Genomic DNA, 25,337 nt, shown 5'->3' on the forward strand with positions numbered 1-25,337 from the left:
AGGGTGAAATATGGAGAAAAAGTCGCAGTTTTGGTCTTATCAAAATGACATCATCCTAATGATGTTTTTTGCATTTGGCCTCGTCTTTATGGATAGGCAAAGTATCACATTTCTATCGCCGTTCATCATCCCGGCGCTGCATTTAAACAACGCACAGGTGGGCATGTTCGCATCTGCCTTGTCGGTGTGCTGGGGCGTGTCTGCCTGGCTCTTTTCCAGCTTTTCCGACATCATTGGGAGCCGCAAACGAGTTCTAGTCATTTTCATCATTGTCTTTGGGTTGGCGTCGATTTTGTCCGGCGTCGTCGGATCGTTTCTTGGTATGATTTTGGCGCGCGGTTTGATGGGGTTATCGGAAGGGCCGGTCTTTCCGATTGGGGCTAGCGCGGTAAAGGCTTCGTCTACTGCTAGTCGACAGGGATTTAACATTGGCTTTGTGCAAAGCGCGAGTGGTCTGTTGGGAAGCGCCATTGCGCCGCTCATCGTCGTGTCTCTTGCGACGGCGTTTAACTGGCGGGCTGCGTTTTATCTATTGGCCATTCCGGCGCTGATTCTGGCCGCGATTGTCGCAAAGTACATGCGAGAGCCAAAAATTTCGAAAGAAGATACGGAATTATCCCACAAAAGACTCACCTGGGCTGAATATAAGATTATCTTTCAGAACCGAAATACGTGGCTGTGTCTGATTTGCTCTATCGGTTTTATTACTTGGCTCATTACGTTTACCACGTTCGCGCCGATTCTGATGACGGAAGTCGATAAAATCAGTCCGACGCAAATGAGTTGGGCCATGAGTGCGTTCGGGTTTGGGTCTTGGATTTGGGGGTTCATCGTTCCACTCATTTCGGATCGCATTGGACGCAAACCGTCCCTCATTATCGCGGGCCTACTCGCCACGCTCGCACCGTTGGTTCTCGCTGAAGTTCACGTCGGTGTTGTGCCGATTATGATTTTGTTGTTCGTCTTGGCGATTGGCCAAGGGTATTCGCCTGTGGCTATGTCCATCATTCCGAGCGAGTCGGTTCCAGCGGTGTTCGCAGCTTCTACCATCGGGTTGATGATGATGATTGGTGAGATTTTCGGAGGCACTACGGTGCCGACGATTGCTGGAATTGCGGCCGATCACTATGGATTGATTGCACCGATGTGGATCTCTGCGGCAGGGTCATTTCTTGTCTTCCTCGTCGGGTTCGGCATTCGAGAGACTGCGCCAAGACGGGTAGGGAACAAATTGAACCCAGAGGCAGGGGTACCTGTAGAGGTGAAATCATGAGATTTTTGACGTTTGGCGCAATTGCCTAGCATGTAGAGGAGGAAAAAACAACAGACCGTTCCGCATAGAGGAACCGACACGTATCGCAAAGTCACAAGCGATGTTACGGTAATCTTGTGATAGCGGTTACATTGCCTTGTGCGCGAGTATCGGGGAATCGTGAATCAAATACGTCAACATGGAGGCGGATGAAGTTGGCGAATCAAGCGGGATTGGATACCAGTATGCTGGAAGGCGTGAAGGACAAAATTCGGCGCGGCTTGCTACCGCAGTGGGCTTTTACAGATTCGGAAATCTTTAAGGCCGAAGTCAAAAATATCTTTGCAAAGACGTGGAATTTTCTTGGACACGAGTCCGAGATTGAGAACCCTGGCGACTATGTCACGCGTTGGATAGTGCATGACCCCGTTTTACTGCTGCGAGATCAAAATGGTCAGATTCAAGCGTATTTAAATTCGTGCGCGCATCGCGGCACGAAACTATGCACTGCTGATTTCGGCAACAAGAAAACGTTTACTTGTCCGTATCACGGCTGGACGTTCAATTTAAGCGGCGATTTGATTGGGATTATCGCTGGCAACAAAGTGTACGGGGAGGAAATGGACAGAAGTCAGTGGTCGCTTCGCAAGATTCCCAAGGTAGAAAGCTATCAGGGCATGATTTTCGGTTCTTTGGATGAGCATGCGGAACCCCTTGAAACGTTTTTGGGAGACATGAAGTGGTATTTTGACATCATGCTCGGCCGAAGCGACGCCGGGATGGAAGTACGCGGCGTACCACAAAAGTGGATTATCAATACCAATTGGAAAATTAGCGCGGATAATTTCGGTGGGGATCCCTATCATACCGCGATGTCGCATCGCTCGACCGTGGAGTTGGGAATTAGCCCGAAGGATCCGATGTATGCGAGTTACGGACATCAAATTGTCCTCGACAACGGGCATGGAATTAATATGGTGACGGCGCTGGGTGGCGCGAAAGTTCCTCCCTACCAAGGCTTGCCCGAGGACATGTGGCCCATGTTTGCGCGAAATCTGAGCGCTGAGCAATTGAAAGTGTTCGAAAATACGATGATCATCGTCGGAAACTGCTTCCCAAATTTGTCCTTTGTCAGTCCGATGCACGGTACGGGCGGGCCGGATGAACCGCTGACATCATTTGTGAATTTCCGCGTATGGCGCCCCGTAAGCCCGACGAAAATTGAAGTTACCTCCTGGTTTATGGTCGATAAAGAAGCGCCGGAGGCCTTTAAGGAAGCGTCGTACTTAAGTTATATCGGATCTTTTGGCCCATCAGGAACCCTGGAGCAGGATGATGCGGAAATTTGGACGAGGGTAGCGGAGGCAAGCCAAGGGGAGATGGCGCAGGATAAAGATATTCACTACAACAACGTCCTGAACTACCTCATGGGGCTCGACCGAGTCGAACCGGATGAATCTTGGCCAGGGCCAGGTGTGGCTTATCCGACTTGTTATCTGGACGCGATATCGCGCGCGTTCTATGAACACTGGGTCGATCAACTGCTTGCAACAACAGATATCCCCGCGAATGTGCTGTAAGCGATTTCTGGAGAAGGGAGATGAAGTTGATGACGTACGACGATATTTGCCAATTTCTTTATACGGAAGCCTCGCTGCTCGACACACGTCGGTATGAAGAATGGCTGGAACTGTTGGACGATAGTCTATCCTATCGAATGCCCGTGCGCGTGACCAGGGATTTTGACGAACCAGACGACATTGTCAACGACATGACGTTCTTCGATGAGACGAAACGCAGCCTCACGACCCGCGTACAACGTTTTCGGACGACGTCGGCGTGGTCTGAAAATCCGCATTCGCGCACGCGCCATTTTGTCTCCAACATCGTTGTGGAACCGGGGACTTCCGAAGATGAGGCAAAGGTTCATAGTTATTTTCTGATTATGAGGAGTATTCGAGACAGGGCAGACGTCGAGCAGATGTTTGGCGAGCGGATAGACATCATTCGGCGTGTGGACAATCGCCTGCAGCTTGTCGAACGAACCATCTATCCGGATCAAACTGTTCTCTCCATGCTAAACTTGAGCATTTTCATCTGATCTGAAGGGGTGTAACCATGGGAGGAAATCGAGCAGTTGTATACAAGGGACCATCGCGTGTTGCCGTTGAAACCATCGATTATCCTGAATTGGTACTGAAAGATGGCCCAGGTGTGAATCCGCTGAATGTGGGGCGCAAATGTGAGCACGGCGTGATTCTGAAGGTTGTGTCGACGAACATCTGCGGTAGTGATCAACATATGGTTCGCGGCAGAACCACGGCCCCCGAGGGCTTGGTGCTCGGACATGAGATCACGGGCGAGGTCATCGAAGTCGGACGCGATGTCGAATTCATTCACAAGGGTGACTTGGTGTCGGTTCCGTTTAATATCGCCTGTGGGCGCTGCGACAATTGCAAGCGCGGCGATACCCACATTTGCCTCCATGTGAACCCTGACAGACCGGGATCCGCCTATGGCTATGTCGACATGGGCGGCTGGGTTGGCGGCCAAGCGGAGTACGTGATGGTGCCTTACGCTGATTTCCAACTGCTGAAGTTCCCCGACAAAGATCAGGCGATGGAGAAAATCCTCGACTTAACGATGCTATCGGACATCTTCCCGACGGGCTTTCACGGTGCAGTGACGGCGGGCGTAACGATTGGGTCTACTGTCTACGTCGCTGGTGCTGGGCCGGTTGGATTGGCTGCGGCGCATTCCGCGCAACTTTTGGGCGCGTCGGTGGTGATTGTGGGGGATTTGAATGAGCAGCGCCTGGCGCAGGCGCGAAGCTTCGGCTGCGAAACGGTAAACTTAAGCGAGCACGACGATTTGGGCGAGCAAATCGAACAGATTCTCGGCGTACCAGAGGTGGACTGCGCGATTGACTGCGTCGGGTTCGAAGCACACGGTCATGGTCACCAACACGAAGAGGCGCCCGCGACGGTGCTCAACACGATGATGCAAGTGACGAGGGCCGGCGGCCGGTTGGGGATACCAGGATTGTATGTTACGGGAGATCCCGGAGCAAAAGATGAGGACGCCAAAGTAGGGTCGCTAAAAATCCGAATTGGGCTGGGATGGGCTAAGGCGCATTCCTTCACCACAGGTCAGACGCCTGTGATGCGCTATCACCGCCAACTGATGAACGCCATTCTGAGCGGGCGGGCGTCCATTGCGAAGGCGGTTAACGCAACCGTTATCTCACTCGATCAGGCCCCCAGCGGTTACCAAGAATTCAACGACGGTGTCGCGCGCAAGTTTGTGTTAGATCCACACGGCTTAATTTCCCACTGACGGCACGGGCACGCGTGTCGTAACATGATTTCGCGCGCCGTGGTCTGTGAACCTCCGGCGGCGCGTTGGGCACAGGCTAGGTGCGGGGGCGTAGGCAGTCGAGGTAGGCGAGGTAGGCGAGGTAGGCGAGGTAGGCGAGGTAGGCGAGGTAGGCGAGGTAGGCGAGGTAGGCGAGGTAGGCGAGGTAGGCGAGGTAGGCGAGGTAGGCGAGGTAGGCGAGGTAGGCGAGGTAGGCGAGGTAGGCGAGGTAGGCGAGGTAGGCGAGGTAGGCGAGGTAGGCGAGGTAGGCGAGGTAGGCGAGGTAGGCGAGGTAGGCGAGGTAGGCGAGGTAGGCGAGGTAGGCGAGGTAGGCGAGGTAGGCGAGGTAGGCGAGGTAGGCGAGGTAGGCGAGGCAGTCGAGGCAGTCGAGGCAGTCGAGGCAGTCGAGGCAGTCGCATCTGGCACAAGCGTTGGGCACCTCCGATACGTGGTGAATGACTGTGGCGCGTGAAGCACCAACCGACCACGATGGGAGGTGCCTATTGTGTTAAGTGGCGGCAGTACAGGGGGGTGCGCGAAGGCACTGAAGTTTCTTTGCGTTGACAACCAACCTCCGGGAATATTCCGGCCCGCGCCTAACCTGCGCCGAGGGGCCTCGGGGGCCACGGGTGTCTTAATAAGACACCCGCGCGGTTTTTGGCGGTGATAAGGCACAAAAAGTGCACTAATCGCCGGTCTTTGGCCTTTATCCGGCGGCTTTTGAGTAAATAGGGCATTTTTCGTACCTTAAATCGGCGGAATCCATCGAATATTTGAAAATATAGCAGATAACGTGCCTTATTCAGCCGGCGCCACCGGCCGAGGTCGATCCCGGCGGACCTGCGGCGTCCATCCGGCCCGCGCCCAACCTGCGCCGAGGGGCCGAAGGGGGCCGAGCGGGCGTGGTGTCTTAATAAGACACCCGCGCGGTTTTTGGCGGTGATAAGGCACAAAAAGTGCACTAATCGCCGGTCTTTGGCCGTTATCCGGCGGCCTTTGAGTAAATAGGGTATTTTTCGTACCTTAAATCGGCGGAATCCATCGAATGTTTGAAAATAAGGCAGATAACGTGCCTTATTCAGCCGGCGCCACCGGCGGCAGTCGATCCCGGCGGACCTGCAGCGTCCATCCGACCCGCGCCCAACCTGCCCCGAGGGGCCGAAGGGGCCACGGGTGTCTTATTAAGACACCCGCGCGGTTTTTGGCGGCGATAAGGCACGAAAAGTGCACTAATCGCAGGTCTTTGGCCTTTAACCGGCGGCCTTTGAGTAAATAGGGTATTTTTCGTACCTTAAATCGGCGGAATCCATCGAATATTTGAAAATATAGCAGATAACGTGCCTTATTGACCCGACACCCACCGCTCCGCAGTCGATCCCGGCGGCCCTGCGGCGTCCACCCGACACCCACCGCCCCGCAGCCGCTCCCACCGCCCAAAAGGTACTGTAAACACAGAATATATTATATATAATGAATCATATATCGGTTCGTGGGCTCATAGTTTGAAATATCGCTGTGTAAGGGGGGAGCGTGAAATGTCGGACGGGACTTTGAAAACGCTTACCGTAAGTTCGTTCAAGGGTGAAGTCAAGGAGCGAATCCGAGAGGCGATAATCACGGGGGAGTTACAGCCAGGTGAGCGGATCGTGGAGACCAAGTTGGCACGGCTGTTTGGCATCAGTCAGGTACCTGTGCGGGAGGCGCTGAGGGGTCTGGAAGAAGAGGGACTCGTTCGTTCTGTGTTGTACAAAGGAACGTATGTATCGGAGTTTGTGCTCCGTGAGATCTACCATGTCTTCCTGCTGCGGACGCAGATTGAAATGACGGTGCTGGGATTGGTCGTTCCAACGTTGACTGACCGGCATATTGCGGAGTTGCAGGCGATAGTCGACGAGATGGCAGAGGTTGATGGGGATGCGGATTATCGCGTGCAGTCTGGGTTGGACGTGCGGTTTCACGGGCGGATTATCGAGTGGAGCAACGTGGAGACGTACCGTCGAATCTGGCGGATGCTCAGTGGTCATGTGCGCCGATTTATCTCCTTGATGCATCCAACGTATTTTACGGAGCAGCACAAAACGGCTGTGGAGCAGCATGAAGAACTCATTCAGGTGTTGCGAACTCGGAATCTTGATGAGATTCAAAAAACGTTTACGGACCATGTGATGTTTTTGTGGTATGAGCATGGTGAGGCATGGTTGCAGGAGAACGCGACTGAATAGGAACCAAGGGTTACCCGGATAGGCGACGATACAGGAGGGACCTCGCAATGGCGCAAGTCACAAAGCTGGCATCTTCGCGTTGGTGGCGCCTGATGCCCATTATCTTTATCACGTATAGTTTTGCTTATGTGGATAGGTCAAATTTTGGATTTGGCGCAGCGGGGGGAATGACCGAAAGTCTCCATATCACATCGGGCATCACGTCGTTAATCGGCGCACTGTTCTTTTTGGGGTACTTTTTCTTTCAAATTCCAGGCGCAAATTATGCGGAGAAGAAAAGCGCCAAGAAACTCTTGTTCTGGTCGATGGTATTGTGGGGAATTCTTGCGGCGGCAACTGGCGTCGTGACGAGTGTCCCGTTGTTGTTGGTCGACAGGTTCTTGCTTGGAATCGTTGAAAGCGCTGTCTTTCCGGCGATGTTGATACTGATTAGCAACTGGTTTGGCAAGCGGGAGCGGTCGCGTGCGAACACCATACTGATCTTGGGGAATCCCGCTACGGTGCTGTGGATGTCGATTGCGTCAGGCTATCTTGTGCAGTTTTTTGGTTGGCAATGGATGTTCATCATTGAAGGGCTTGTGGCGATTGTTTGGGGCGGTGTCTGGTGGCTGACCGTGAAGGACAGTCCACAGCACGCAAGCTGGTTGACGGAGCAGGAGAAGCGGGATATTGCGCACGTGTTGCAGTCGGAGCAGACGGAGTTGCAGCCCGTTCCGAATTTGTGGACGGCGGCGAAGTCCGGCAACGTGCTGTCGCTAATGGGGGTGTATTTTTTCTGGAGCGTCGGCATTTATGGCTTCATTATGTGGCTGCCATCGATTTTGAAACAGATGTCGCACGAGGGAATTGCGGCGACGGGCTGGCTATCTGCGCTGCCCTATTTGTTGGCGATTTTTGCGATGATCGGGATATCCTACGTCTCCGATAAAACGCTGCGCCGGAAAGCAGCCGTTTGGCCCTGCTTGATGCTTGGCGGCGTGTTGCTCTACGTATCCTATCAGATTGGCACACAGCATTTTCTCGTTTCCTATATCTTGCTCGTCATCGCGGGAGCGGCACTATACGCGCCATATGGTCCGTTTTTTGCTGTCATTACCGAAATCCTGCCGCGAAATGTCGCGGGTGGTGCGATGGCGCTCGTCAATAGCATGGGGGCATTGGGATCATTTATTGGCACATATGTCGTTGGCTTGCTCAACGGCAGTACCGGATCGCCGCAGGCGTCGTTCTTGCTGATGTCCATCGCGATGTTGCTCTCTGGCGGGCTGATGCTCTTCGTTCGGAAAGGGAGGCGTCGGAATGGCAGTGGTTCGGAGGATGTCGCCCTGCCACATGTGCAGCGCTGAAGAAATCAGAGCACGTATGTCGACAGCGCGTATGCCGACGAGGGCGTTTTCGCGTGACAAGTCCTAAAAAAGGAAGTGCGTTGTCATGGCTGAGAGATGGAATTGGAAGATGCTGTTTCAGGCGGATAAGGACGATGCAAGCTTGTACGATATCCCAACCCATGCGCCAGGGCCACAAGGGTCGTTGCCACTGAATTCGGAAATGCTGCGCAGTTGGCCGAGTGGTGACTTGTTCGGTTTGACGCAGAGCGTGGGGATGGGGTGGGAGCCAAAGCGCGTTCTCGGCAAGCATGTTTTGATGATTAGTACGCAAGGAGGTATCCGCAATCCGGATGGCACGCCGGAAGCGCTTGGCTACCACACCGGGCATTGGGAAATTGGTTTGTTACTGGAGGCGGCTGCCCGCGAGTTTCGCAAACTCGGTGCCGTCCCATATGCCGCTTACGTGAGTGACCCCTGTGATGGGCGCTCCCAAGGCACGGCTGGCATGTTTGACTCGTTGCCCTATCGAAACGACGCAGCGCTGGTGATGCGAAGACTCATTCGCTCATTGCCGACCCGGAAGGCCGTGATGGGCGTCGCAACGTGTGACAAGGGGCTGCCGGCGACGATGATGGCGCTGGCCAGTCTCGGGAAACTCCCAGGCATCCTTGTGCCTGGCGGGGTGACACTCGCGCCGGAAACGGGGGAGGACGCCGGGAAGGTGCAGACGATAGGCGCCCGCTATGCGCATGGGGAAATCAGCCTCGAGTACGCCGCCGAGATGGGGTGCAAGGCGTGCGCCAGTCCCGGGGGAGGGTGTCAGTTTCTTGGGACGGCGGCCACGTCGCAGGTCGTCGCAGAGGGATTGGGGATGGCGCTTGTCCATTCTGCGCTCGCCCCGTCTGGTCAACCGATTTGGACAGAGATGGCGCGTCAGTCCGCGCGTGCGCTATTGAATCTGCAACAAATCGGCTGGGGGATGCAGGAGATTTTGACCGACGAGGCTGTGCGAAATGCGATGGTTGTGCATGCGGCGTTTGGCGGATCGACCAACTTGCTGTTACATATTCCTGCTATCGCCCATGCGGCTGGGGTGCGCTTACCGACGGTCGAAGATTGGCGGCAGGTCAATCGCGATGTGCCGAGGCTGGTGAGCGTCTTGCCCAATGGGCCTGTCGACTATCCGACTGTTTACGTCTTTTTGGCAGGTGGCGTGCCGGAAGTGATGTTGCATTTGCGCAAGCGGGGGTTGTTGGATATGCGCGTGAAAACGGTCGCGGGCACGACCCTCGACGACGTACTCGACTGGTGGGCCGATTCTGAGCGCCGTCAGCGCGTGCGCCAGCAATTGGCGGCGCACGGGATTGAACCAGACGATGTAATTTTGCATCCGGATGTGGCGCGCCAACGCAACTTGACGTCGACGGTGACCTTTCCGTCCGGCAATTTGGCACCAGAAGGCGCCGTCATTAAATCGACTGCGATTGACATTTCTGTTGTCGACGCCGACGGCGTCTATCGGCATACGGGTCCCGCACGGGTGTTTACATCCGAGCGACAGGCGATTGCGGCGATTAAGCGCGGGGACATTGTGGCTGGCGACGTTCTCGTCTTGATTGGGCGAGGACCTTCGGGAACGGGAATGGAGGAGACGTACCAGCTCACTTCGGCGCTCAAACATCTGCCGTTTGGCAAACAAGTGGCGCTCGTCACGGATGCGCGCTTCTCCGGTGTGTCGACAGGGGCGTGCATTGGCCATGTTGGGCCAGAGGCATTGGCCGGAGGACCGATTGGCAAGTTGCGTGACGGCGACCTGGTGGAGATTGTGATTGACCGCAATCAGTTGATCGGCAGCGTGAATTTTGTCGGTCAGGGAGACCGGCGCTTTTCTGAGGCGGAGGGTGCGAAGATCCTAGCAGAGCGCCTGCCGCACCCAGGTCTCATGCGAGACGAAGATCTGCCAGACGACACAAGGCTGTGGGCTGCGCTGCAGGATGTGAGCGGCGGGGCTTGGAAAGGTGCCATTTACGATGTCGACCGAATTCTGGAAGTGTTGGCGGCAGGCAAAAAGGCGCTTGGCTTATGAGCTTTGGGTGTCGTGCGCAGATAGGATTCACGACTGAATCGCCAACTTGGCACGTATTATCAAATTGGACATTGTAGGGAGGAATTCATGTGAGGACCATTCGCTTTCAACATCCGGAACATCAGCGCGTCCATCTCGGCCTGCTCGATGGCAATTACGCGTACAGTATCACGGAGCAGGTGCCGGCGTGGACGGATCCCATGCCGATGTGGCGCGCCCTTCGAGCCTTGGGCGTCACCGTACAGGAGGCCGAGCAACGGTTGGCGGTCGGCACGCCGCTCGATTTTGCGGCACTGGAGCGCGAGGGATACCTCTTGCCGCCTGTCGCTGCGCCTGAAGTCTGGGCTTCCGGCGTCACGTACGAACGCAGCCGTCAGGCGCGCAACGCGGAGACGCAGTTCAAAGACAGCGTGTACGATCGCGTTTATACAGCGAGTCGACCGGAACTGTTTTTCAAGGCGACAGGTGAGCGCGTTGTCGCACCCGGTCATGCGGTTGCGTTGAGATCGGATTCGAAGTGGATGGTACCTGAGCCAGAACTGTGCGTGGTATTGTCGGCCGCTGGCGACGTCGTGGGCTGGACCGTGGGAAACGATATGAGTTCGCGGGACATCGAAGGTGAAAATCCACTGTATTTGCCACAGGCGAAGGTGTTTGCGAAGAGTTGCTCATTTGGGCCACTTTTGCTCTGGAACAATGGCTCACAGCGGCCGCAGGATTGGCAGATAGAGCTGGAAATTTCGCGTGGGGCGGGCACGGCGTTTCAGGGGGCGGTCTCGTTCTCGCAGTTCCGGCGCAGCATTGACGAGTTGGTCGACTATCTGTGCCGCGACAATCCAATTCCCGACGGTACTGTCCTCATGACGGGCACGGGCATTGTACCGCCGGACGAATTCACGTTGGCGCACGGCGATTTAATCGAAATCTCTATCGACGGAATTGGCGTATTGCGTAACCCTGTGGAAGATTTGGCCGTTGTCGCTTCGAAGAGAGGTGTTGGCGTGTGAATCGGTTAAAAGAGGACCTGCGGGCCATCCTGCGTTCAGACCAAGTATCGGATAGTGAAAGTATTCTCGAACAGCACAGTCACGACGAATCGTACCACACGCCGGTTTTGCCAGACGTGGTCGTCTTTCCAGAGTCGACTGAGGATGTCGTCGCCGTTATCTCCTATGCGGCAAAGCAGGGGGTTGCGGTGGTTCCGTTCGGAGCCGGATCGAGCTTAGAAGGGCATGTCATCCCTGTGTCTGGTGGTATTTCCCTGGACATGATGCGCATGAACCAGGTACTCGAGGTGCGCCCGGACGACTTTCTCGTTCGCGTGCAGCCGGGCGTGTTAAAAGATGAACTCAACGAGCGGTTAGGGCGGTACGGCCTGTTCTTCCCAGTCGATCCCGGCTCCAACGCCTCACTGGGCGGCATGGCTGCGACCAACGCAAGTGGCACGACGACCGTACGCTATGGCGCGATGCGCGACAACGTGCGCGCGTTGGAGGTGGTCTTGCCAAACGGCAAGGTGATTCAGACGAGTTCTTTGGCGCCTAAGTCCTCGTCTGGTTACAACATCACGAGTCTGTTCGTCGGCTCTGAGGGTACGCTTGGCGTCATCACTGAGTTGTGGCTGCGGGTGTGGGGCATTCCCGAACAAACGGTCGCGGCGCGCGCCGTCTTTTCCGATGTGGAACATTGTGTCCGCGCGGCCACGGCTATCGTTGGCGCAGGTATTCCTGTGGTGCGGATGGAGTTGGTCGACGGGCCGTACATTGCCGCGGTGAACCAATACAGCGGATCCGACTTTCCGACGCTACCGACGCTGTTTCTCGAGTTCCACGGCAATCGACGCCACGTGGAGGCGGACGTCGAAGTGGCGAAGGAAGTCATTGAGGACGAGGGTTGCACGTCTTTTGATTTTGTGACGGATGAAAAAGCCCGTCAGGACATGTGGGCCGCCCGCCATCACGCACTCTACGCGTTTATGCACCAGTATCCCGGTTTCGGCCACATGTCGACAGACGTCTGTGTACCGGTCTCGAAATTGCCGGAGGCCGTACTGCGTGCGAAGGAGCTCTTGTCCCAAACTGGGGTGCGCGGTGCGATAGTGGGACACGTCGGCGATGGCAACTTCCACGTGTCGATGGCCGTGGATAGGGGGAATCCAGACGATATGGCGCGCGCAGACGCGTTCAACGAGCAACTCGTGTATACCGCGCTGTCACTTGGCGGCACCTGTACCGGCGAGCACGGCGTCGGACTTGGCAAACGCAAGTATCAACAGAAGGAGCATGGGGACGCTTTGGCGGTCATGCAGGCGATTCGTGCGGCGGTCGATCCGCAGCACCTGATGAACCCCGGCAAACTGGTCGATCCCGCCACGACCACCACACACACGTAATCTGCCCTGACGAATCTACTGTTTTGGGAGATTGGATTGAATGGTTTCACACGGGTGTTCCGGATGCTGAAACAGTTCACTTCTTTCTCCCGGCAGGTTCCCCCATGATGAATTTGATAGCGCTTTCTGATACTCATCTGCTTATCGAGGCAGGCATTCGCGGGAGGTCGTTGAAGATGCGCACACAAGTCGCAATTATTGGAGCCGGACCCGCTGGGCTGATGTTGGCACAGTTACTGCACAGCAAGGGGATTGAGTCGGTGATTCTCGAGTCGCGCACGCGCGCCGAGATTGAAGAGACTATCCGGGCGGGCGTTCTGGAGCAGGGGACGGCAGATTTGATGCGTGAACTTGGCGTGGCGGACAGGATGAACCGCCTTGGTCAGGTACACGACGGCATTGAGTTTCGGTTTCATCGCAAGGGACACCGCATCAACCTGAAAGAACTTACTGGCGGCAAGCGGGTGACCATTTACGCACAGCATGAAGTGTTGAAGGATTTGATCTCGGCCCGCATTGCAACCGGTGGTGAAATCTTGTTTGACGTGGGCGATGTCCGTCTGTTGGACGTGGATACGGAATTGCCGCGCGTTCAGTTTCGACGGCACAAGGACGGGGAACTGGAAGAGCTGGTTTGTGATTTTATCGCTGGCTGTGATGGCTTCCATGGGCCGAGTAGACAACACATTCCGCAGCGTGTTCGCACGGAGTACAGCGAAGTGTTTCCGATGAGTTGGCTCGGCATTCTGGCGGAGGCGCCGCCGTCTTCCCCTGAGTTGATTTATGCGCATCACGACCGGGGATTTGCCTTGGTCAGCACGCGTTCACCGGAAATCCAGCGGATTTATTTGCAGGTGGATGCGCATGACGACCTAGCCAATTGGTCGGACGACCGGATATGGTCTGAATTGCACCGTCGGCTGGAGACCGACGACGGTTGGACGCTGATTGAGGGGCCAATTATTCAGAAGAGCATCGTCGGGATGCGCAGTTTCGTCTGTGACCCGATGCAGTACGGACGGCTGTTTCTCGCCGGTGACGCCGCGCATATTGTACCGCCCACGGGTGCCAAGGGCCTAAACCTCGCCGTGTCTGACGTGGTGGTGTTGGCAAAGGGGATTGAAACGTATTACAAGCAGGGGAATGCAGAGTGGTTGCAGGCGTATTCGGAGATTTGCCTGCGGCGAGTCTGGAAGGCCGAACGATTTTCGAACTATATGACGTCACTGCTGCACCGTCACGCCAACCACTCGCCGTTTCAGCGACGGATTCAACTGGCTGAACTCGATTATGTGACATCGTCTCCCGTCGGGCTCGCGAGTATCGCAGAAAATTACGTAGGGCTGCCTATCGACTGGCGCCGTTCGTAATAGCCGAGACGATTGGATATCTCCTTGCCAATCGATTGTAAGGTTCTCGCAATCGCTTTCATCTTCTCGTCCGTAAGTCGGCTGGCTGGCCCGACGACCGTGACGGCGCCGATGACTTGCCGGGTGTAATCGCGCACGGGTACCGCGACAGAGTGGACGCCTTCGCGAAGTTCGCTGCGGCTGATGGCATAACCGGTTGCCCGAATGTTTTCCAGTGCCGCTTTGAGTTCGTCCGCATGGGTGATGGTGTTTGGCGTCATCTGTGGGAGTCCGCGGCGAATCACTTCTTCAATCATTTCGTCGCTTTGGAATGCCAAAATCGTCTTGCCGGAACTGGTGCAGTGCAGGGGATTCTTTTTTCCGAGGTGCGTGAGAATCTTCACAGGATGTTTGCATTCGAGTTTGCTCACGTAGACCGTTGAATAGTCTTCGAGGACGGCTAAGTGAACCGTTTCATCAAAGCGGCTGACGAAGTCCTCGAGCAGGTGTTGGCCCTCGCGGTAAATTTCCAAGTTGGACATGATGATGCCACTCAGGCTCAACACAGACAATCCAAGGCGGTAACGATGGGTTTGTTCGTCGCGTCGCACGAATCCCTCTTCGGCAAGGGTGGTCATGATGCGGTGAACCGTACTTTTCGATAGCCCGAGGGCCTGAGCGATTTGGGTGATTCCCAGTTCCGGTTCATCAGTGGTAAAACATTTGAGCGCTAATAAGGCGTTTTTCAGGGAGGATAGGGTGCGGTAGTCGTTCGCCTGCTGCTCTTCCATCATTGTGTTTCCTCCATTCCGAAGAAAAGTTTGGATGTATGCGGCTGTGTTCCGCATAGAGAAACGCTGACATAGTGAAACCGCTTGCGCTCGTGTTACGATGCAGTCAAACGATGCAGTCAAGTTGTTCAACCCATCATCGTGTAACGCTTTCGATAGGGTATAAACGTGCATTTTGAACGAGATTGAAGGGAGGAAGCCCCATGAGCCTTGAACTTGCCATGATCACGCCGCACACGCCAAGAATTTGCCATCGCGATAGAATTCCCGAGTTTCAAAAACCGATGGTCGAAGCGATGGTCAAATGTGCGGACATGATTGATCAGGCCAACCCCGACGTCGTTGTTTTGATTTCTTGCCATTGGATGTCTAGCTTCTTCCATTATGTCGACATTACCCCGAGACATCAAGGAATTTTGACCGCCGTTGAGTGTCCCGATTTAATTACGGACGTCCCGTACGACTATGTCGGCCATCCGGAGCTCGGACGTCAGTTGGTTCAAGCTGGAAAGGCGGCGGGCATGTCTGTCGTAGGAATTGATGATCCCACGTATATCTGGGACTACGGGACAGTGGTTCCGCTGCGCTATCTGTTGAAACGCAAGGAGACGCCGGTTGTCGACTTATCCGTTTGCTGGGCTGCCTCGATTGAAGAGTCTATCGAGTGGGGACGCATCATCGGGCAAGTCTTTGAAGAATCGCCGCTGCGCGTCGTGTTTTTGGCGAGTGGCGCGTTGGCGCATAACCTTGGACGCACGCCGGAGTTGTGGCCGAATATCACGGAACAGGCACTCGACCGGGAATTTTGCAATTACCTCGTGAACGGAGACCGGGATTCCGCTGTGTCGATGCTGCCCTCCTACGTCCGTGCGGCGGGCGTTGAGTCCGGAGGACGCCACGTCGCTGTTCTGCTTGGTGTCTTGCAGAACAAGTTTAAAGGGGAATTGCATGGGTATGGTCCTTCATCGGGATCGGGTAATCCGGTGCTGACGATTCGGTACGCGGGTTAATGGATTTGCAGTATGAATTGCGCTTCCTTACACGAAGTGTTTGATTGATGACGAACTCGGATTGCGAGGGAAACAATATGGAGAGAGTCCTGCACTTTATCGACGGAGAATTTTGTGAATCGGCTGATTATCGCACATTTGACAATATCAATCCCGCAACTGGCGAGAAGATTGGCGTCGTCGCGGAGGGGACAAAAGTAGAAATCGACAGAGCCGTCGCCGCCGCGCGCCGCGCTTTTAAAACGTGGGGGAAGACCTCGGCGGCGGAGCGGTCGGTGATTCTTCACAGAATCGCTGATCTCATCGAGCAGAACCTCGACGAACTGGCCCTGTTGGAGACGACGGATACAGGCAAGCCCTTGTCGTTGTCCAAGAGCCTCGATATTCCGCGCTCTGCCTATAATTTTCGGTTCTTTGCCGACTTCGTAAAGGGGATGAGCACGGAGGCGTTTGAGATGGAAGGCGTCGCATTGAACTACGCGCTGCGCAGACCGGTTGGCGTTGCGGGGCTCATCTCGCCGTGGAATCTACCTTTGTTTTTGCTGACTTGGAAGGTGGCGCCTTGTCTTGCGGCAGGCGATACGTGCGTCATTAAGCCGGCTGAATTGACGCCGATGACGGCCACGAAATTGGCGGAAATTTGTAAACAGGCTGGATTGCCAGACGGCGTTTTGAACGTTGTGCATGGATTTGGGCCGGATGCTGCGGGTTCGGCGTTGACGGAGCACCCGGATGTGGACTTGATTTCACTGACAGGGGAGACCACCACGGGAAAAGCGGTGATGAAGGCCGCTTCGTCTACGTTAAAGGGGCTGTCGTTGGAACTCGGTGGAAAAAATCCGAACATTATCTTCGCCGACTGTGACCTGGAGGACGCGTTGGAGACCACTATCCGCTCCAGCTTCGTCAACCAAGGCGAAGTTTGCCTGTGCGGTTCGCGAATTTACGTGGAACGCCCGCTATACGACACCTTCGTCGAACGCTTGGTGGAAAAGACAAAGGCACTTGTCGTCGGCGATCCGCTAGATCCGAAGACCAACGTCGGCGCGCTGGTCGCGGAAGAACACAGGAATCGGGTCGAGGGGTTCGTGCAGCGCGCGATTCAAGAAGGTGGCCGCGTCCTGACGGGTGGCAAACGGCCGGAACATCTGAGTAAGGGCGCGTTCTATGAGCCGACGATTATCGTCGATGTCGACTCGTCTTGTGAAATTACGCGGCAAGAAGTATTTGGGCCGGTGGTCACGATTCAACCGTTTGACACCGAAGAAGAGGTTATCGAGGCGGCGAACGATACGAGTTACGGTTTAGGGGCGACGATTTGGACGTCGAACTTGAAGCGTGCGCATCGTGTTGCAGGCGAAATTGAGGCGGGAATTATCTGGGTGAACACCTGGTTCTTGCGCGATTTGCGCACGCCATTTGGTGGCATGAAGCAGAGTGGCATCGGTCGCGAGGGCGGTGTGCACAGCTTCGAATTCTTCTCCGAATTGAAAAATGTCTGCATCAAACTGTAAAGGAGGACAATGGATGGTCGACACCCAGATTCGCGAATTTGCCGACAGACTGTACCGGGCCGAAAAAGATTTGACTGTGATTCCGCCACTCACCAACGAAGTGTCCGATATGGCGATGGATTTGGCGTATGAAATTCAATTGTTGAACGTAGAAAAAAAGCGAGGGCAAGGTGATCGCGTCGTCGGCCACAAAATTGGTCTGACGAGCAAGCCGATGCAGACGATGCTGGGCGTCAATGAGCCGGATTTTGGACACTTGTTTGCCTCTATGCACTATCAATCGGGAGATGTGGTCGACTATCCGCTGATTCAGCCGCGTGTAGAACCGGAATTGGCCTTTGTGTTACAGGCCGATCTCGATGGAGCGCAGATCGGCGTTCAGGACGTGTTGCAAGCGACGCGATTTGTGCTTCCAGCCGTGGAGATCATCGATAGCCGCATTGCCGATTGGAAAATTAAGCTTGCGGATACGATTGCCGACAACGCGTCGTCGGGCTGTTTTGTCCTGAGTGACACGGTTACCGCGATCGACCAGGCGAATCTGACGACTGCAGGCGCGATTTTGAAGAAGAACGGCGAAATTGTCGAGACCGGCGCGGGTGCAGCGGTCATCGGCAATCCGGCTCGGGCTGTGGCCTGGCTTGCGAATAAGCTGTCGTCTTTGGGTACGACGTTGAAGAAGGGCGACATTATCCTGTCTGGCGCAGTCAGTCGAGCCGTGAACGTTCAGGCGGGGGACAGGGTGTCGTTGTCATTTGGACCCTTGGGACGCGTGGAATTTACGATGCAGGCCAACTAGTGTGCAGGAGATTACTTGGAGGTGCCGGAACATGCAGAAACTGACTGCGGCGATTGTCGGTTCGGGCAATATTGGAACGGATTTAATGATTAAATTGCAGCGCAGCGAGTGGATTGAACCGCGCTGGATGATTGGGATTGACCCTGAATCAGATGGGTTGCGCCGCGCGAAGCGGGCAGGTTTGGAGACGTCGTGGGAGGGTCTGGCGACTGTGCTTGCACAGGGCGCGCGCCCGGATATGGTGTTCGACGCGACGAGTGCCAAGGCACACGTTCGGCATGCCAAGTTGTTGCGGGAGGCGGGAATTCAGGCGATTGACTTGACGCCTGCCGCGCGTGGCCCGTACGTCATCGCAGCGGTCAATTTACAGGAGCACCTGGGTTCGGAGAATGTCAACATGGTCACTTGTGGCGGTCAGGCGACGGTTCCGATTGTCCACGCGGTGAGCCGGGTCGTCGGCGTGTCTTACGGTGAAATTGTTGCGACCATTTCGAGTAAGAGCGCGGGCCCCGGCACACGTGCCAATATTGACGAGTTTACAGAGACGACTTCCCGGGCGATTGAGGTCATCGGTGGGGCCAGAAAGGGTAAGGCGATTATCATCCTCAATCCAGCCGATCCGCCGATTCTCATGCGCGATACGATTTATTGCATGATGGATGAAGCGAACGATGAAATCTACGAACGCGTCCGGGCGTCGATTGCGGAGATGGTCAAACACGTTCAGACCTATGTTCCTGGTTATCGGTTGAATCGGGATCCGATTTTTAAAGACAATCTCGTGAGTGTCTCCACCGAGGTGGAGGGACTTGGCGATTATTTGCCCGTCTATGCAGGCAATCTCGACATCATGACCGCCGCTGCCGTCAAGTTCGGCGAAGAATTTGCGAAGCACAAGCTGGCGCTGAAGAACTGAGGAGGAGAGAGACGATGGCGTACAAGTACCGCATTGAACTCACCGACGTCACCTTGCGCGACGGAATGCACGCTGTGCGACACCAGTTTAGCGTGGAGGATGCATCGGCCATCGCGTCAGCATTGGATGGCACGGGCGTAGCTTTAATTGAAGCGACGCATGGCGATGGTCTGGGCGGTAGTTCCGTCCAGTATGGATTTTCCAAGGAGACGGAAGCAGATTACCTTCGTGCAGTTTGTGGTGTCGTTTCGCAGTCAAAAGTGGCGGCGTTGTTGCTTCCGGGGATTGGCACCGTTGAAGACTTAAAGCGCGCTGTGGAGTGTGGCATACAGGCGGTACGCGTCGCCACCCACTCGACGGAAGCCGATATTTCCGCGCAGCACATCGAAGAGGCGCGCAAGTTAGGACTGGATACAGTTGGATTTCTGATGATGTCCCACATGACGCCGACTGAGCGGCTGGTGGAAGAGGCGAACAAAATGGCCTCGTACGGGGCACACGCGGTGTACATTGTGGATTCAGCGGGTGCGATGTTGATGGACGAGGTTCGCGCCAAGGTATCCGCACTGCGCAACGCCTTGCCAGATGACGTGCAGGTTGGTTTCCACGCACATAACAACCTCGGCGTCTCGGTGGCGAATTCCATCGCGGCTGTTGAAGAAGGCGCATTCCGCATCGATGCGAGCCTTGGCGGCCTCGGTGCCGGCGCTGGCAACACGCCACTGGAAGTGTTCGTGGCAGCCTGCGAAAAATACGGAATTGACACGGGTGTCCAATTGTATCCGGTCATGGACGCTGCGGAAGATGTCGTTCGCCCTAGGATGCATCGCCCAATTATCACGGATAGGACGAGTTTGACACTTGGCTACGCAGGCGTTTACTCCAGCTTTTTGCTTCACGCGCAGCGCGCAGCGGAACAGTTCTCTGTCGACACGCGCGACGTGCTCGTCGAACTCGGGCGCCGCAAGGTGGTTGGCGGTCAGGAGGACATGATTGTCGACGTGGCGTTTGATATTGCCCATGGGAAAGCGGCGGCCACGCACTAAGCCGACGATGGGCGCAGCGCGTTTGCAGAAGTGGGCATGACAAGGACAAGGGAGGGCACTTTTGTGGGATTGCGGGCCATTGCCGATGAAATCTATCAACACCAAATTACTGCACAGGAGCTAGACAAGATTACCCTTCGTTACGATGGCCTTACGGTCGATGACGCATATGCCATTCAACAACTGACGATTCAGAAGTATACGAACCAGGGTGACAGGTTGATCGGCTGGAAGATGGGCCTGACGAGCAAAGCAAAGCAACAGTCGGTGGGCGTGGATGAAGCGATTTTCGGCCATTTGCTCGAGTCGATGGAACTGACAAATCCGGAGATATCCCTAAAGGGATTGATTCATCCGCGCGTGGAGCCGGAAATTGCGTTTGTGTTTAAGCACAGGCTGGAGGGTACACACATCACTGCACGGGACGTCTGGCTCGCGACGGAATGCGTGATGCCTGCAGTCGAAGTCATCGACAGCCGCTATAAAAACTTCTCATTTACATTGGTCGATGTGATTGCGGATAACGCTTCGAGTGCGAAGTTTTATGTGGCAGATCAGGCGTTTTCACCTTACCAATTTCAACTCGACAAGCTTGGGGTTGTCATGTGTCGCAATGGCGAGGTGGCGCAGACTGGCGCCGGTGCAGCCGTACTGGGCCATCCTGTCCGCTCGATTATCGAACAGGTGCACATGTTGAGTCGTATTGGCAAGGCGATTGAGCCAGGAATGGTCGTCCTTACGGGCGGGATTACAGAGGCCATTTACATCTATGACCAAGATACGATATCAGTCGAATTTGAGGGAATGGGCGACATTGAACTGTCGGTTCATGCCTGACGGGAGGGTTTCACATGCCGTTGATTCAGATGAGTATTTTAGAAGGGCGTTCCAAAGAGGCGAAAAAGGCAGCTATGAAAGAAGTTACCGATGCAGTGGTGCGAACGCTAGGGGTACCGCCAGAAACGGTGCGCGTGTTGATTTATGAAATGCCGAAGGAGCACTGGGGTGTCGGCGGAATTTCGAAAGCGGATGAATCGAATTAATTTCGTTCTTTTAAAAATTCTGAGGTGAATGCCTTGTTCGATGTACATTCTCATTTTGTTCCGGAGGCCGTGTTGTCATGGCTGAAGGAAAATGCCAATCTCGTTCGCGCGACATGGGAACAGCGTGGCGTGGGTAAGGAGCCCTTTCTCGCTATCGACGGCAGATGGTCGTTCGAGTTAAAACGCGCATTTTATGCGCGTGAGTTATACCTTGAGGAACAGCGTACAGCAGGTGTTACGCATACGCTTGTCTCACCCATTCCGCAACTGTTTCTCTACGATTTTCCGCATGAATTGACGGCTGAGGTAGCTGAGTTGTACAACGATGAACTCAGCCGTTTCGTTGCCGCAAATGCCAAAATCTTGTCCGGTTTGGCAACGGTACCGCTCAATCACCCGGAAACGGCCGCTCGCGTCCTCGCGCGAGCGGTTTCGCAGGGCTTGAAGGGCGCCATTATCGGGCCAGGGCATGCTGGACAGCTACTCAGTGACGAGCGGTTTACACCGTTTTGGGAAGCAGCCGACGCGGCGCGCGCCATCGTGTTCATCCACCCGCTGCTCAACACAGATCCGCGGATTCAACGGCGGATGATGCCCAACTTGATTGGTGTTCCGTGGGAGACGACGGCTTGTGCGCTCGATTTAATCCTTGGCGGCGTACTCGATAAATTCCCAAATGCGCGCATTTTGCTCGCACATGGCGGGGGCTTTTTGCCCTATCAGATTGGTCGTCTAAACCAAGGTTACGAAGTATGGCCACAGGTTTCCTCGCTGCTTACAGATAGGCCTGAGGCGTACTTGCAAAGGCTTTTTTACGATAATGTGCTGTGGCATGAGGACGCTCTGGCGTACTTGCGAAAACTGGTCGGGGACGACAGAGTTTTGCCGGGTTCTGATTACCCGTTTGATTTAAAGACGTGGCCCCCAGCACAGAGCAGTGATGCCGCGGCAAGCGCGTTTCTCGGCCTGTGATATTTAGGTGCCTTCAGTGTGGCGCCTTCAGCAGTACCCATATGGCTTAGGCGCCTCGGAAATTTCTGTTTATCACGACGCTTCTGGCACGGAGGTGTACGTCATGATTGTCGGGTATATGGGGTTTGGTGAAGCTGCGCGGGCAATCACCGCGGGGCTGCGCGAGGCTGGGGTAGAGGATATTGTTGCGTATGACGCATTTCGCAACGAGTCGCTGGAAGACCGCGCGCGCCAAATTGGTGTCGCCCTGCAGGACGGACCGGAGGGTGTGGGGCGGCAGGCGGATATCGTATTTTCACTGGTCACGCCGAGTTCTGCACTGGACGTGGCGAGATCGGCTGCGCCATACTTGCGCACGAATGCAGTATACGCTGACCTGAACTCTTGTTCGCCGAAGGTCAAACGGGATATCGCCCAGGTTCTTGCGAATACCGGTGTGCGGTTCACTTGTGTTGCCGTGATGTCCGCAGTTCCACCGTTGCGTCACAAAGTGCCGATGTTGGCCGATGGACCTGGGGCAGCGCCTTTGAAGCAGGCGATGGATCCCTACGGAATGCAGATAGACGTGATAGACGGGGCGATTGGCAGTGCGGCCGCGATTAAGATGTGCCGCAGCGTCATTGTCAAAGGCATGGAAGCGCTGTTTTTGGAGGCGCTCTTGGCGGCCGACGCTGCCGGTGTGGCAGACGAAGTCCTGGCGTCCGCTGACGCATCGTTCGGACATATGACCGTGTCTGAGTTGGCGAATTATCTCGTCGTGCGCAACATGCAACATGGCGAACGGCGGGCGCATGAGTTGCGGGAGGCTGCCGAGACCGTCGCCGAATTGGGATACGATCCGCTCGTCACAGAGGGAGCCGCCAAACGGTTGGAATGGTCAGCGCAGCGGCAGAAGGCAAGCGACGGTGTGGCGCAAGTGCCGGCGTCTTACAAAGCGGCCTTGGACATTTTGCGACAGTCGAGCGACAACACGGACTGACGACATGCGTCGCGGGTGGCGGCGGGATGCTGTGGGCGCGCGCCGCCTGGCTGGGGCTGGCCGATGCGGAGCCGCCGCTAGGCTCGGCGCTTACGGTAAGCTGGCCATGGTTGCGCTCGGTACCCACGGCGCCCACGGCGCATGTCCTAATAAGACATATCAACTAAAAATCCGCCGGATAAGGTCGAAAAAATACCCTAATCGGCGCCGCGGCCCCGTTTTTCAAAGGTTTTATGGGGCATAAGACAAAATTCGTGCACTAAATGCTCCGAATCCGGCCATATGCCGCGAATAAGGCAGAAAATCTGCACTATCCTCGCCACCTCCACGCGCACCGCCCGCACCCCGCACCCCGCACCCCGCACCCTGCAAAATGGTTTACCGATTTTTCAAACAGTACGTTAAGATGGAGCTATTCGGCTCACGAGGGTACATATTTGCGAATCCGGAAACAATCACTGTCGCCGGTACTGGAGGATGACTGACGCGATGCAGGCAAAATATTGGACTTATCGAGAAATGTGGGATGAACTGCGTAGGCTTGAGGCAGCGCACCCGAATCTGATGGACGTGGAAGTGATTGGGCAAAGCCGCGAAGGGCGCGATATTGCGGCAGTCACCTTGACGAATCAAGCGACAGGTGCGCCGGCACACAAATCGGCTGTCTTTGTCGACGCGAATATACACGCGGGCGAGGTGTCGGCGAACTCGGTCGCGATGTACTGGATTTCCTGGTGTCTTGCACATTACGGTGAGGATACGCAGGCTACAGCGCTGCTGGATCAGCATACAGTCTACCTCGTGCCGCGCATTGCGCTCGATGGTGCGGAGTTGTACTTGACCACGCCTGCAAGATTTCGTTCCAGCCCTCACCTGTATCCTTACACGGAACCGCGGGAAGGCTTTGTCGCCGATGACGTAAACGGCGATGGGCATATCCTGCAGATGCGCGTTCCGGCAGTCGATGGCGGATATGCCATTGACGAGGTGGATCCACGGGTGATGCGCCCGCGCCGGCCGGGGGAAATGGGGGGTCAGTACTATCACGTGTTCGAGGAAGGACGGATTGATAGGCTGGCAAAGACCGGGGAGCTTCCCGAGTTCGCCAAAGCGCACCCGGCGCGTCGGGCGACGATGGACTTTAACCGCAACTTCCCCATTCGCTGGGCCGGAGAGAGTGGTCAGCCGGGAGCCGGACCTTACCCCTTGTCCGAACCGGAATTGCGGAGTCTCGCTGATTTTATTCATCAGCACCCAAACATTGCGGCCTATGCGGCGCTACATACGTCGGGCGGCGTCATTTTGCGTCAGCCGTCGACTGGGGATGATACGGTGCTATCGCAGACCGACCGCCATCTGTTCAGCAGGGTAGCTGAGATGGGGGCGCGGGTGAGCGGGTATTTTGCCGGATCGAACTATGAGAAATTTGCCACAGGTCACGAGAAAGTGCTGATGCCCGGGGCGGCAGACGATTGGTTGTACGATCACTTCGGCATCCTCGGCTTCACCGTGGAAATCTGGGACTTGTGCCGGCGGGCCGGCGCTCGGGGATATGGTGAATTTGGCGTGCGTCACTTGATGAGACTGAGTCCGGAGGAGCGCACGGAAGATGAGCGCAAACTCTATGCGTGGGCGACGCGCGAGGGGGGGCCTGACGCGGTCTTTCCGTGGACCCCGTTTGAGCACCCCGATTTCGGATTTGTGGAGATAGGCGGGCTGAATCCGAAATTCCTCGTGCAAAACCCGCCGCTGCACTTGTTGGAAGAGGAGTGCGCGAACGTCAGCGCATTTTTGACTGGGCTTGGGCTCTCGACGCCCCAGTTAATCATCCCTTCCATCCGCGTAGTGCAAACGGCGCCAGGGGTCTTTCGGGTGGTCGCTGAGGTTTCCAATGCGGGGTTCTTGCCGACGTCGAGCACGGACAAGGGGCGCGAGTTGTCGCTTTGTGGTGTGTGTGCCGCGATCGAAGGAGATGTCGAAGTGATTGCAGGTGAGTCGCCGACGACGATTGGGCAGCTCGATGGCTACGGCAGTTCGAGTATGTGGATCCCGCCGGGCGAGCAGCGCGGCTATGTCGAATGGGTGGTGCGTGGCGAACCTGGCACCCGCGTCGACGTCGTCTTTGAAGGTGCGCGTGCAGGCCGCGTCGCCCAAACGATTGTGCTTGACGCCACGATGGACGCGCAAGACGCCTGAAGTCGGGACCTGGAAAGCTTTACGCGCTAGGATGGACACACCGAAACTTTGTGCTCGTGGTACACTGATGTGGTGAACATTAACGATA

The 25,337-nt window shown here is 55.7% G+C and carries 22 protein-coding genes; 20 read left to right on the forward strand and 2 right to left on the reverse strand.

What is annotated here, in order from left to right:
* Window positions 1-10 precede the first annotated feature (10 nt).
* The 4 genes from K1I37_RS06080 to fdhA all read left to right on the forward strand — a co-directional run bounded on the left by K1I37_RS06080 (window position 11) and on the right by fdhA (window position 4,588).
* A complete protein-coding gene (locus K1I37_RS06080) occupies window positions 11-1,273 on the forward strand; it encodes an MFS transporter (RefSeq protein WP_021297973.1) in 1,263 nt (420 codons plus the stop codon).
* Between the two features lie 194 nt (window positions 1,274-1,467).
* Window positions 1,468-2,832: an aromatic ring-hydroxylating oxygenase subunit alpha gene (locus tag K1I37_RS06085; RefSeq protein WP_407653203.1), complete on the forward strand. Its 1,365-nt coding sequence runs from the start codon at window positions 1,468-1,470 to the stop codon at window positions 2,830-2,832.
* Between the two features lie 20 nt (window positions 2,833-2,852).
* Window positions 2,853-3,353 carry an aromatic-ring-hydroxylating dioxygenase subunit beta gene (locus K1I37_RS06090; protein WP_021297971.1) on the forward strand — a complete coding sequence of 167 codons (501 nt, stop codon included), beginning with the start codon at window positions 2,853-2,855 and terminating at the stop codon, window positions 3,351-3,353.
* Between the two features lie 17 nt (window positions 3,354-3,370).
* Entirely contained in the window at window positions 3,371-4,588 is a 1,218-nt protein-coding gene (gene fdhA, locus K1I37_RS06095; protein ID WP_021297970.1) for a formaldehyde dehydrogenase, glutathione-independent, read from the forward strand.
* 76 nt (window positions 4,589-4,664) lie between these two features.
* Here the strand turns inward: fdhA and K1I37_RS06100 are convergent, their stop codons facing one another.
* Entirely contained in the window at window positions 4,665-5,045 is a 381-nt protein-coding gene (locus K1I37_RS06100; RefSeq protein ID WP_242215990.1) for a hypothetical protein, read from the reverse strand.
* A gap of 1,096 nt (window positions 5,046-6,141) precedes the next feature.
* Here K1I37_RS06100 and K1I37_RS06105 point away from each other — a divergent pair.
* The 6 genes from K1I37_RS06105 to pobA all read left to right on the forward strand — a co-directional run bounded on the left by K1I37_RS06105 (window position 6,142) and on the right by pobA (window position 14,004).
* Complete coding sequence (locus K1I37_RS06105) at window positions 6,142-6,828, forward strand: GntR family transcriptional regulator (RefSeq protein ID WP_021297969.1); 687 nt, start codon at window positions 6,142-6,144, stop codon at window positions 6,826-6,828.
* A gap of 47 nt (window positions 6,829-6,875) precedes the next feature.
* Window positions 6,876-8,174, forward strand: a complete 1,299-nt coding sequence (locus tag K1I37_RS06110) for an MFS transporter (protein WP_021297968.1) — start codon at window positions 6,876-6,878, stop codon at window positions 8,172-8,174.
* 109 nt (window positions 8,175-8,283) lie between these two features.
* On the forward strand, window positions 8,284-10,242 hold the full coding sequence (locus K1I37_RS06115; protein WP_031219131.1) for a YjhG/YagF family D-xylonate dehydratase: 1,959 nt from the start codon (window positions 8,284-8,286) through the stop codon (window positions 10,240-10,242).
* Between the two features lie 89 nt (window positions 10,243-10,331).
* Window positions 10,332-11,249, forward strand: coding sequence for a fumarylacetoacetate hydrolase family protein (locus tag K1I37_RS06120; RefSeq protein ID WP_021297966.1), 918 nt, complete (start codon window positions 10,332-10,334; stop codon window positions 11,247-11,249).
* Window positions 11,246-12,634, forward strand: a complete 1,389-nt coding sequence (locus K1I37_RS06125; protein ID WP_021297965.1) for an FAD-binding oxidoreductase — start codon at window positions 11,246-11,248, stop codon at window positions 12,632-12,634. The genes K1I37_RS06120 and K1I37_RS06125 overlap by 4 nt, the downstream gene beginning before the upstream one ends.
* A gap of 176 nt (window positions 12,635-12,810) precedes the next feature.
* The gene (gene pobA / locus K1I37_RS06130; RefSeq protein ID WP_021297964.1) at window positions 12,811-14,004 is read left to right on the forward strand and encodes a 4-hydroxybenzoate 3-monooxygenase; all 1,194 of its coding nucleotides are present in this window, start codon (window positions 12,811-12,813) and stop codon (window positions 14,002-14,004) included.
* Here pobA and K1I37_RS06135 read toward each other — a convergent pair.
* The gene (locus tag K1I37_RS06135) at window positions 13,968-14,777 is read right to left on the reverse strand and encodes an IclR family transcriptional regulator (RefSeq protein WP_021297963.1); all 810 of its coding nucleotides are present in this window, start codon (window positions 14,775-14,777) and stop codon (window positions 13,968-13,970) included. The two genes, pobA and K1I37_RS06135, sit on opposite strands and share 37 nt — an antisense overlap.
* 200 nt (window positions 14,778-14,977) lie before the next feature.
* On the opposite strand from K1I37_RS06135, the gene K1I37_RS06140 reads away from it, so the two are divergent.
* From K1I37_RS06140 to K1I37_RS06185, 10 genes are all read left to right on the forward strand, one after another.
* Window positions 14,978-15,784 carry a DODA-type extradiol aromatic ring-opening family dioxygenase gene (locus tag K1I37_RS06140; RefSeq protein ID WP_021297962.1) on the forward strand — a complete coding sequence of 269 codons (807 nt, stop codon included), beginning with the start codon at window positions 14,978-14,980 and terminating at the stop codon, window positions 15,782-15,784.
* Between the two features lie 77 nt (window positions 15,785-15,861).
* The gene (locus tag K1I37_RS06145; protein WP_021297961.1) at window positions 15,862-17,298 is read left to right on the forward strand and encodes an aldehyde dehydrogenase; all 1,437 of its coding nucleotides are present in this window, start codon (window positions 15,862-15,864) and stop codon (window positions 17,296-17,298) included.
* Window positions 17,299-17,311: 13 nt separating this feature from the next.
* The gene (locus K1I37_RS06150) at window positions 17,312-18,097 is read left to right on the forward strand and encodes a 2-keto-4-pentenoate hydratase (protein WP_021297960.1); all 786 of its coding nucleotides are present in this window, start codon (window positions 17,312-17,314) and stop codon (window positions 18,095-18,097) included.
* A gap of 31 nt (window positions 18,098-18,128) precedes the next feature.
* Window positions 18,129-19,013 (forward strand): acetaldehyde dehydrogenase (acetylating), encoded by an 885-nt coding sequence (locus K1I37_RS06155; protein ID WP_021297959.1) that lies wholly within the window; start codon window positions 18,129-18,131, stop codon window positions 19,011-19,013.
* 14 nt (window positions 19,014-19,027) lie between these two features.
* Window positions 19,028-20,059, forward strand: coding sequence for a 4-hydroxy-2-oxovalerate aldolase (gene dmpG, locus K1I37_RS06160; protein ID WP_021297958.1), 1,032 nt, complete (start codon window positions 19,028-19,030; stop codon window positions 20,057-20,059).
* Window positions 20,060-20,122: 63 nt separating this feature from the next.
* Complete coding sequence (locus tag K1I37_RS06165) at window positions 20,123-20,896, forward strand: 2-keto-4-pentenoate hydratase (RefSeq protein WP_021297957.1); 774 nt, start codon at window positions 20,123-20,125, stop codon at window positions 20,894-20,896.
* Window positions 20,897-20,910: 14 nt separating this feature from the next.
* Window positions 20,911-21,102, forward strand: a complete 192-nt coding sequence (locus K1I37_RS06170) for a 2-hydroxymuconate tautomerase (RefSeq protein WP_021297956.1) — start codon at window positions 20,911-20,913, stop codon at window positions 21,100-21,102.
* 33 nt (window positions 21,103-21,135) lie between these two features.
* A complete protein-coding gene (locus K1I37_RS06175) occupies window positions 21,136-22,074 on the forward strand; it encodes an amidohydrolase family protein (RefSeq protein ID WP_021297955.1) in 939 nt (312 codons plus the stop codon).
* A 103-nt stretch (window positions 22,075-22,177) separates the two neighbouring features.
* A complete protein-coding gene (locus K1I37_RS06180; RefSeq protein ID WP_152498853.1) occupies window positions 22,178-23,053 on the forward strand; it encodes an NAD(P)-dependent oxidoreductase in 876 nt (291 codons plus the stop codon).
* Window positions 23,054-23,542: 489 nt separating this feature from the next.
* Window positions 23,543-25,249, forward strand: a complete 1,707-nt coding sequence (locus tag K1I37_RS06185; protein ID WP_021297953.1) for a M14 family metallopeptidase — start codon at window positions 23,543-23,545, stop codon at window positions 25,247-25,249.
* The last annotated feature ends 88 nt before the right edge of the window (window positions 25,250-25,337 follow it).

The organism is Alicyclobacillus acidoterrestris, assembly GCF_022674245.1.
Taxonomy (GTDB): domain Bacteria; phylum Bacillota; class Bacilli; order Alicyclobacillales; family Alicyclobacillaceae; genus Alicyclobacillus; species Alicyclobacillus acidoterrestris.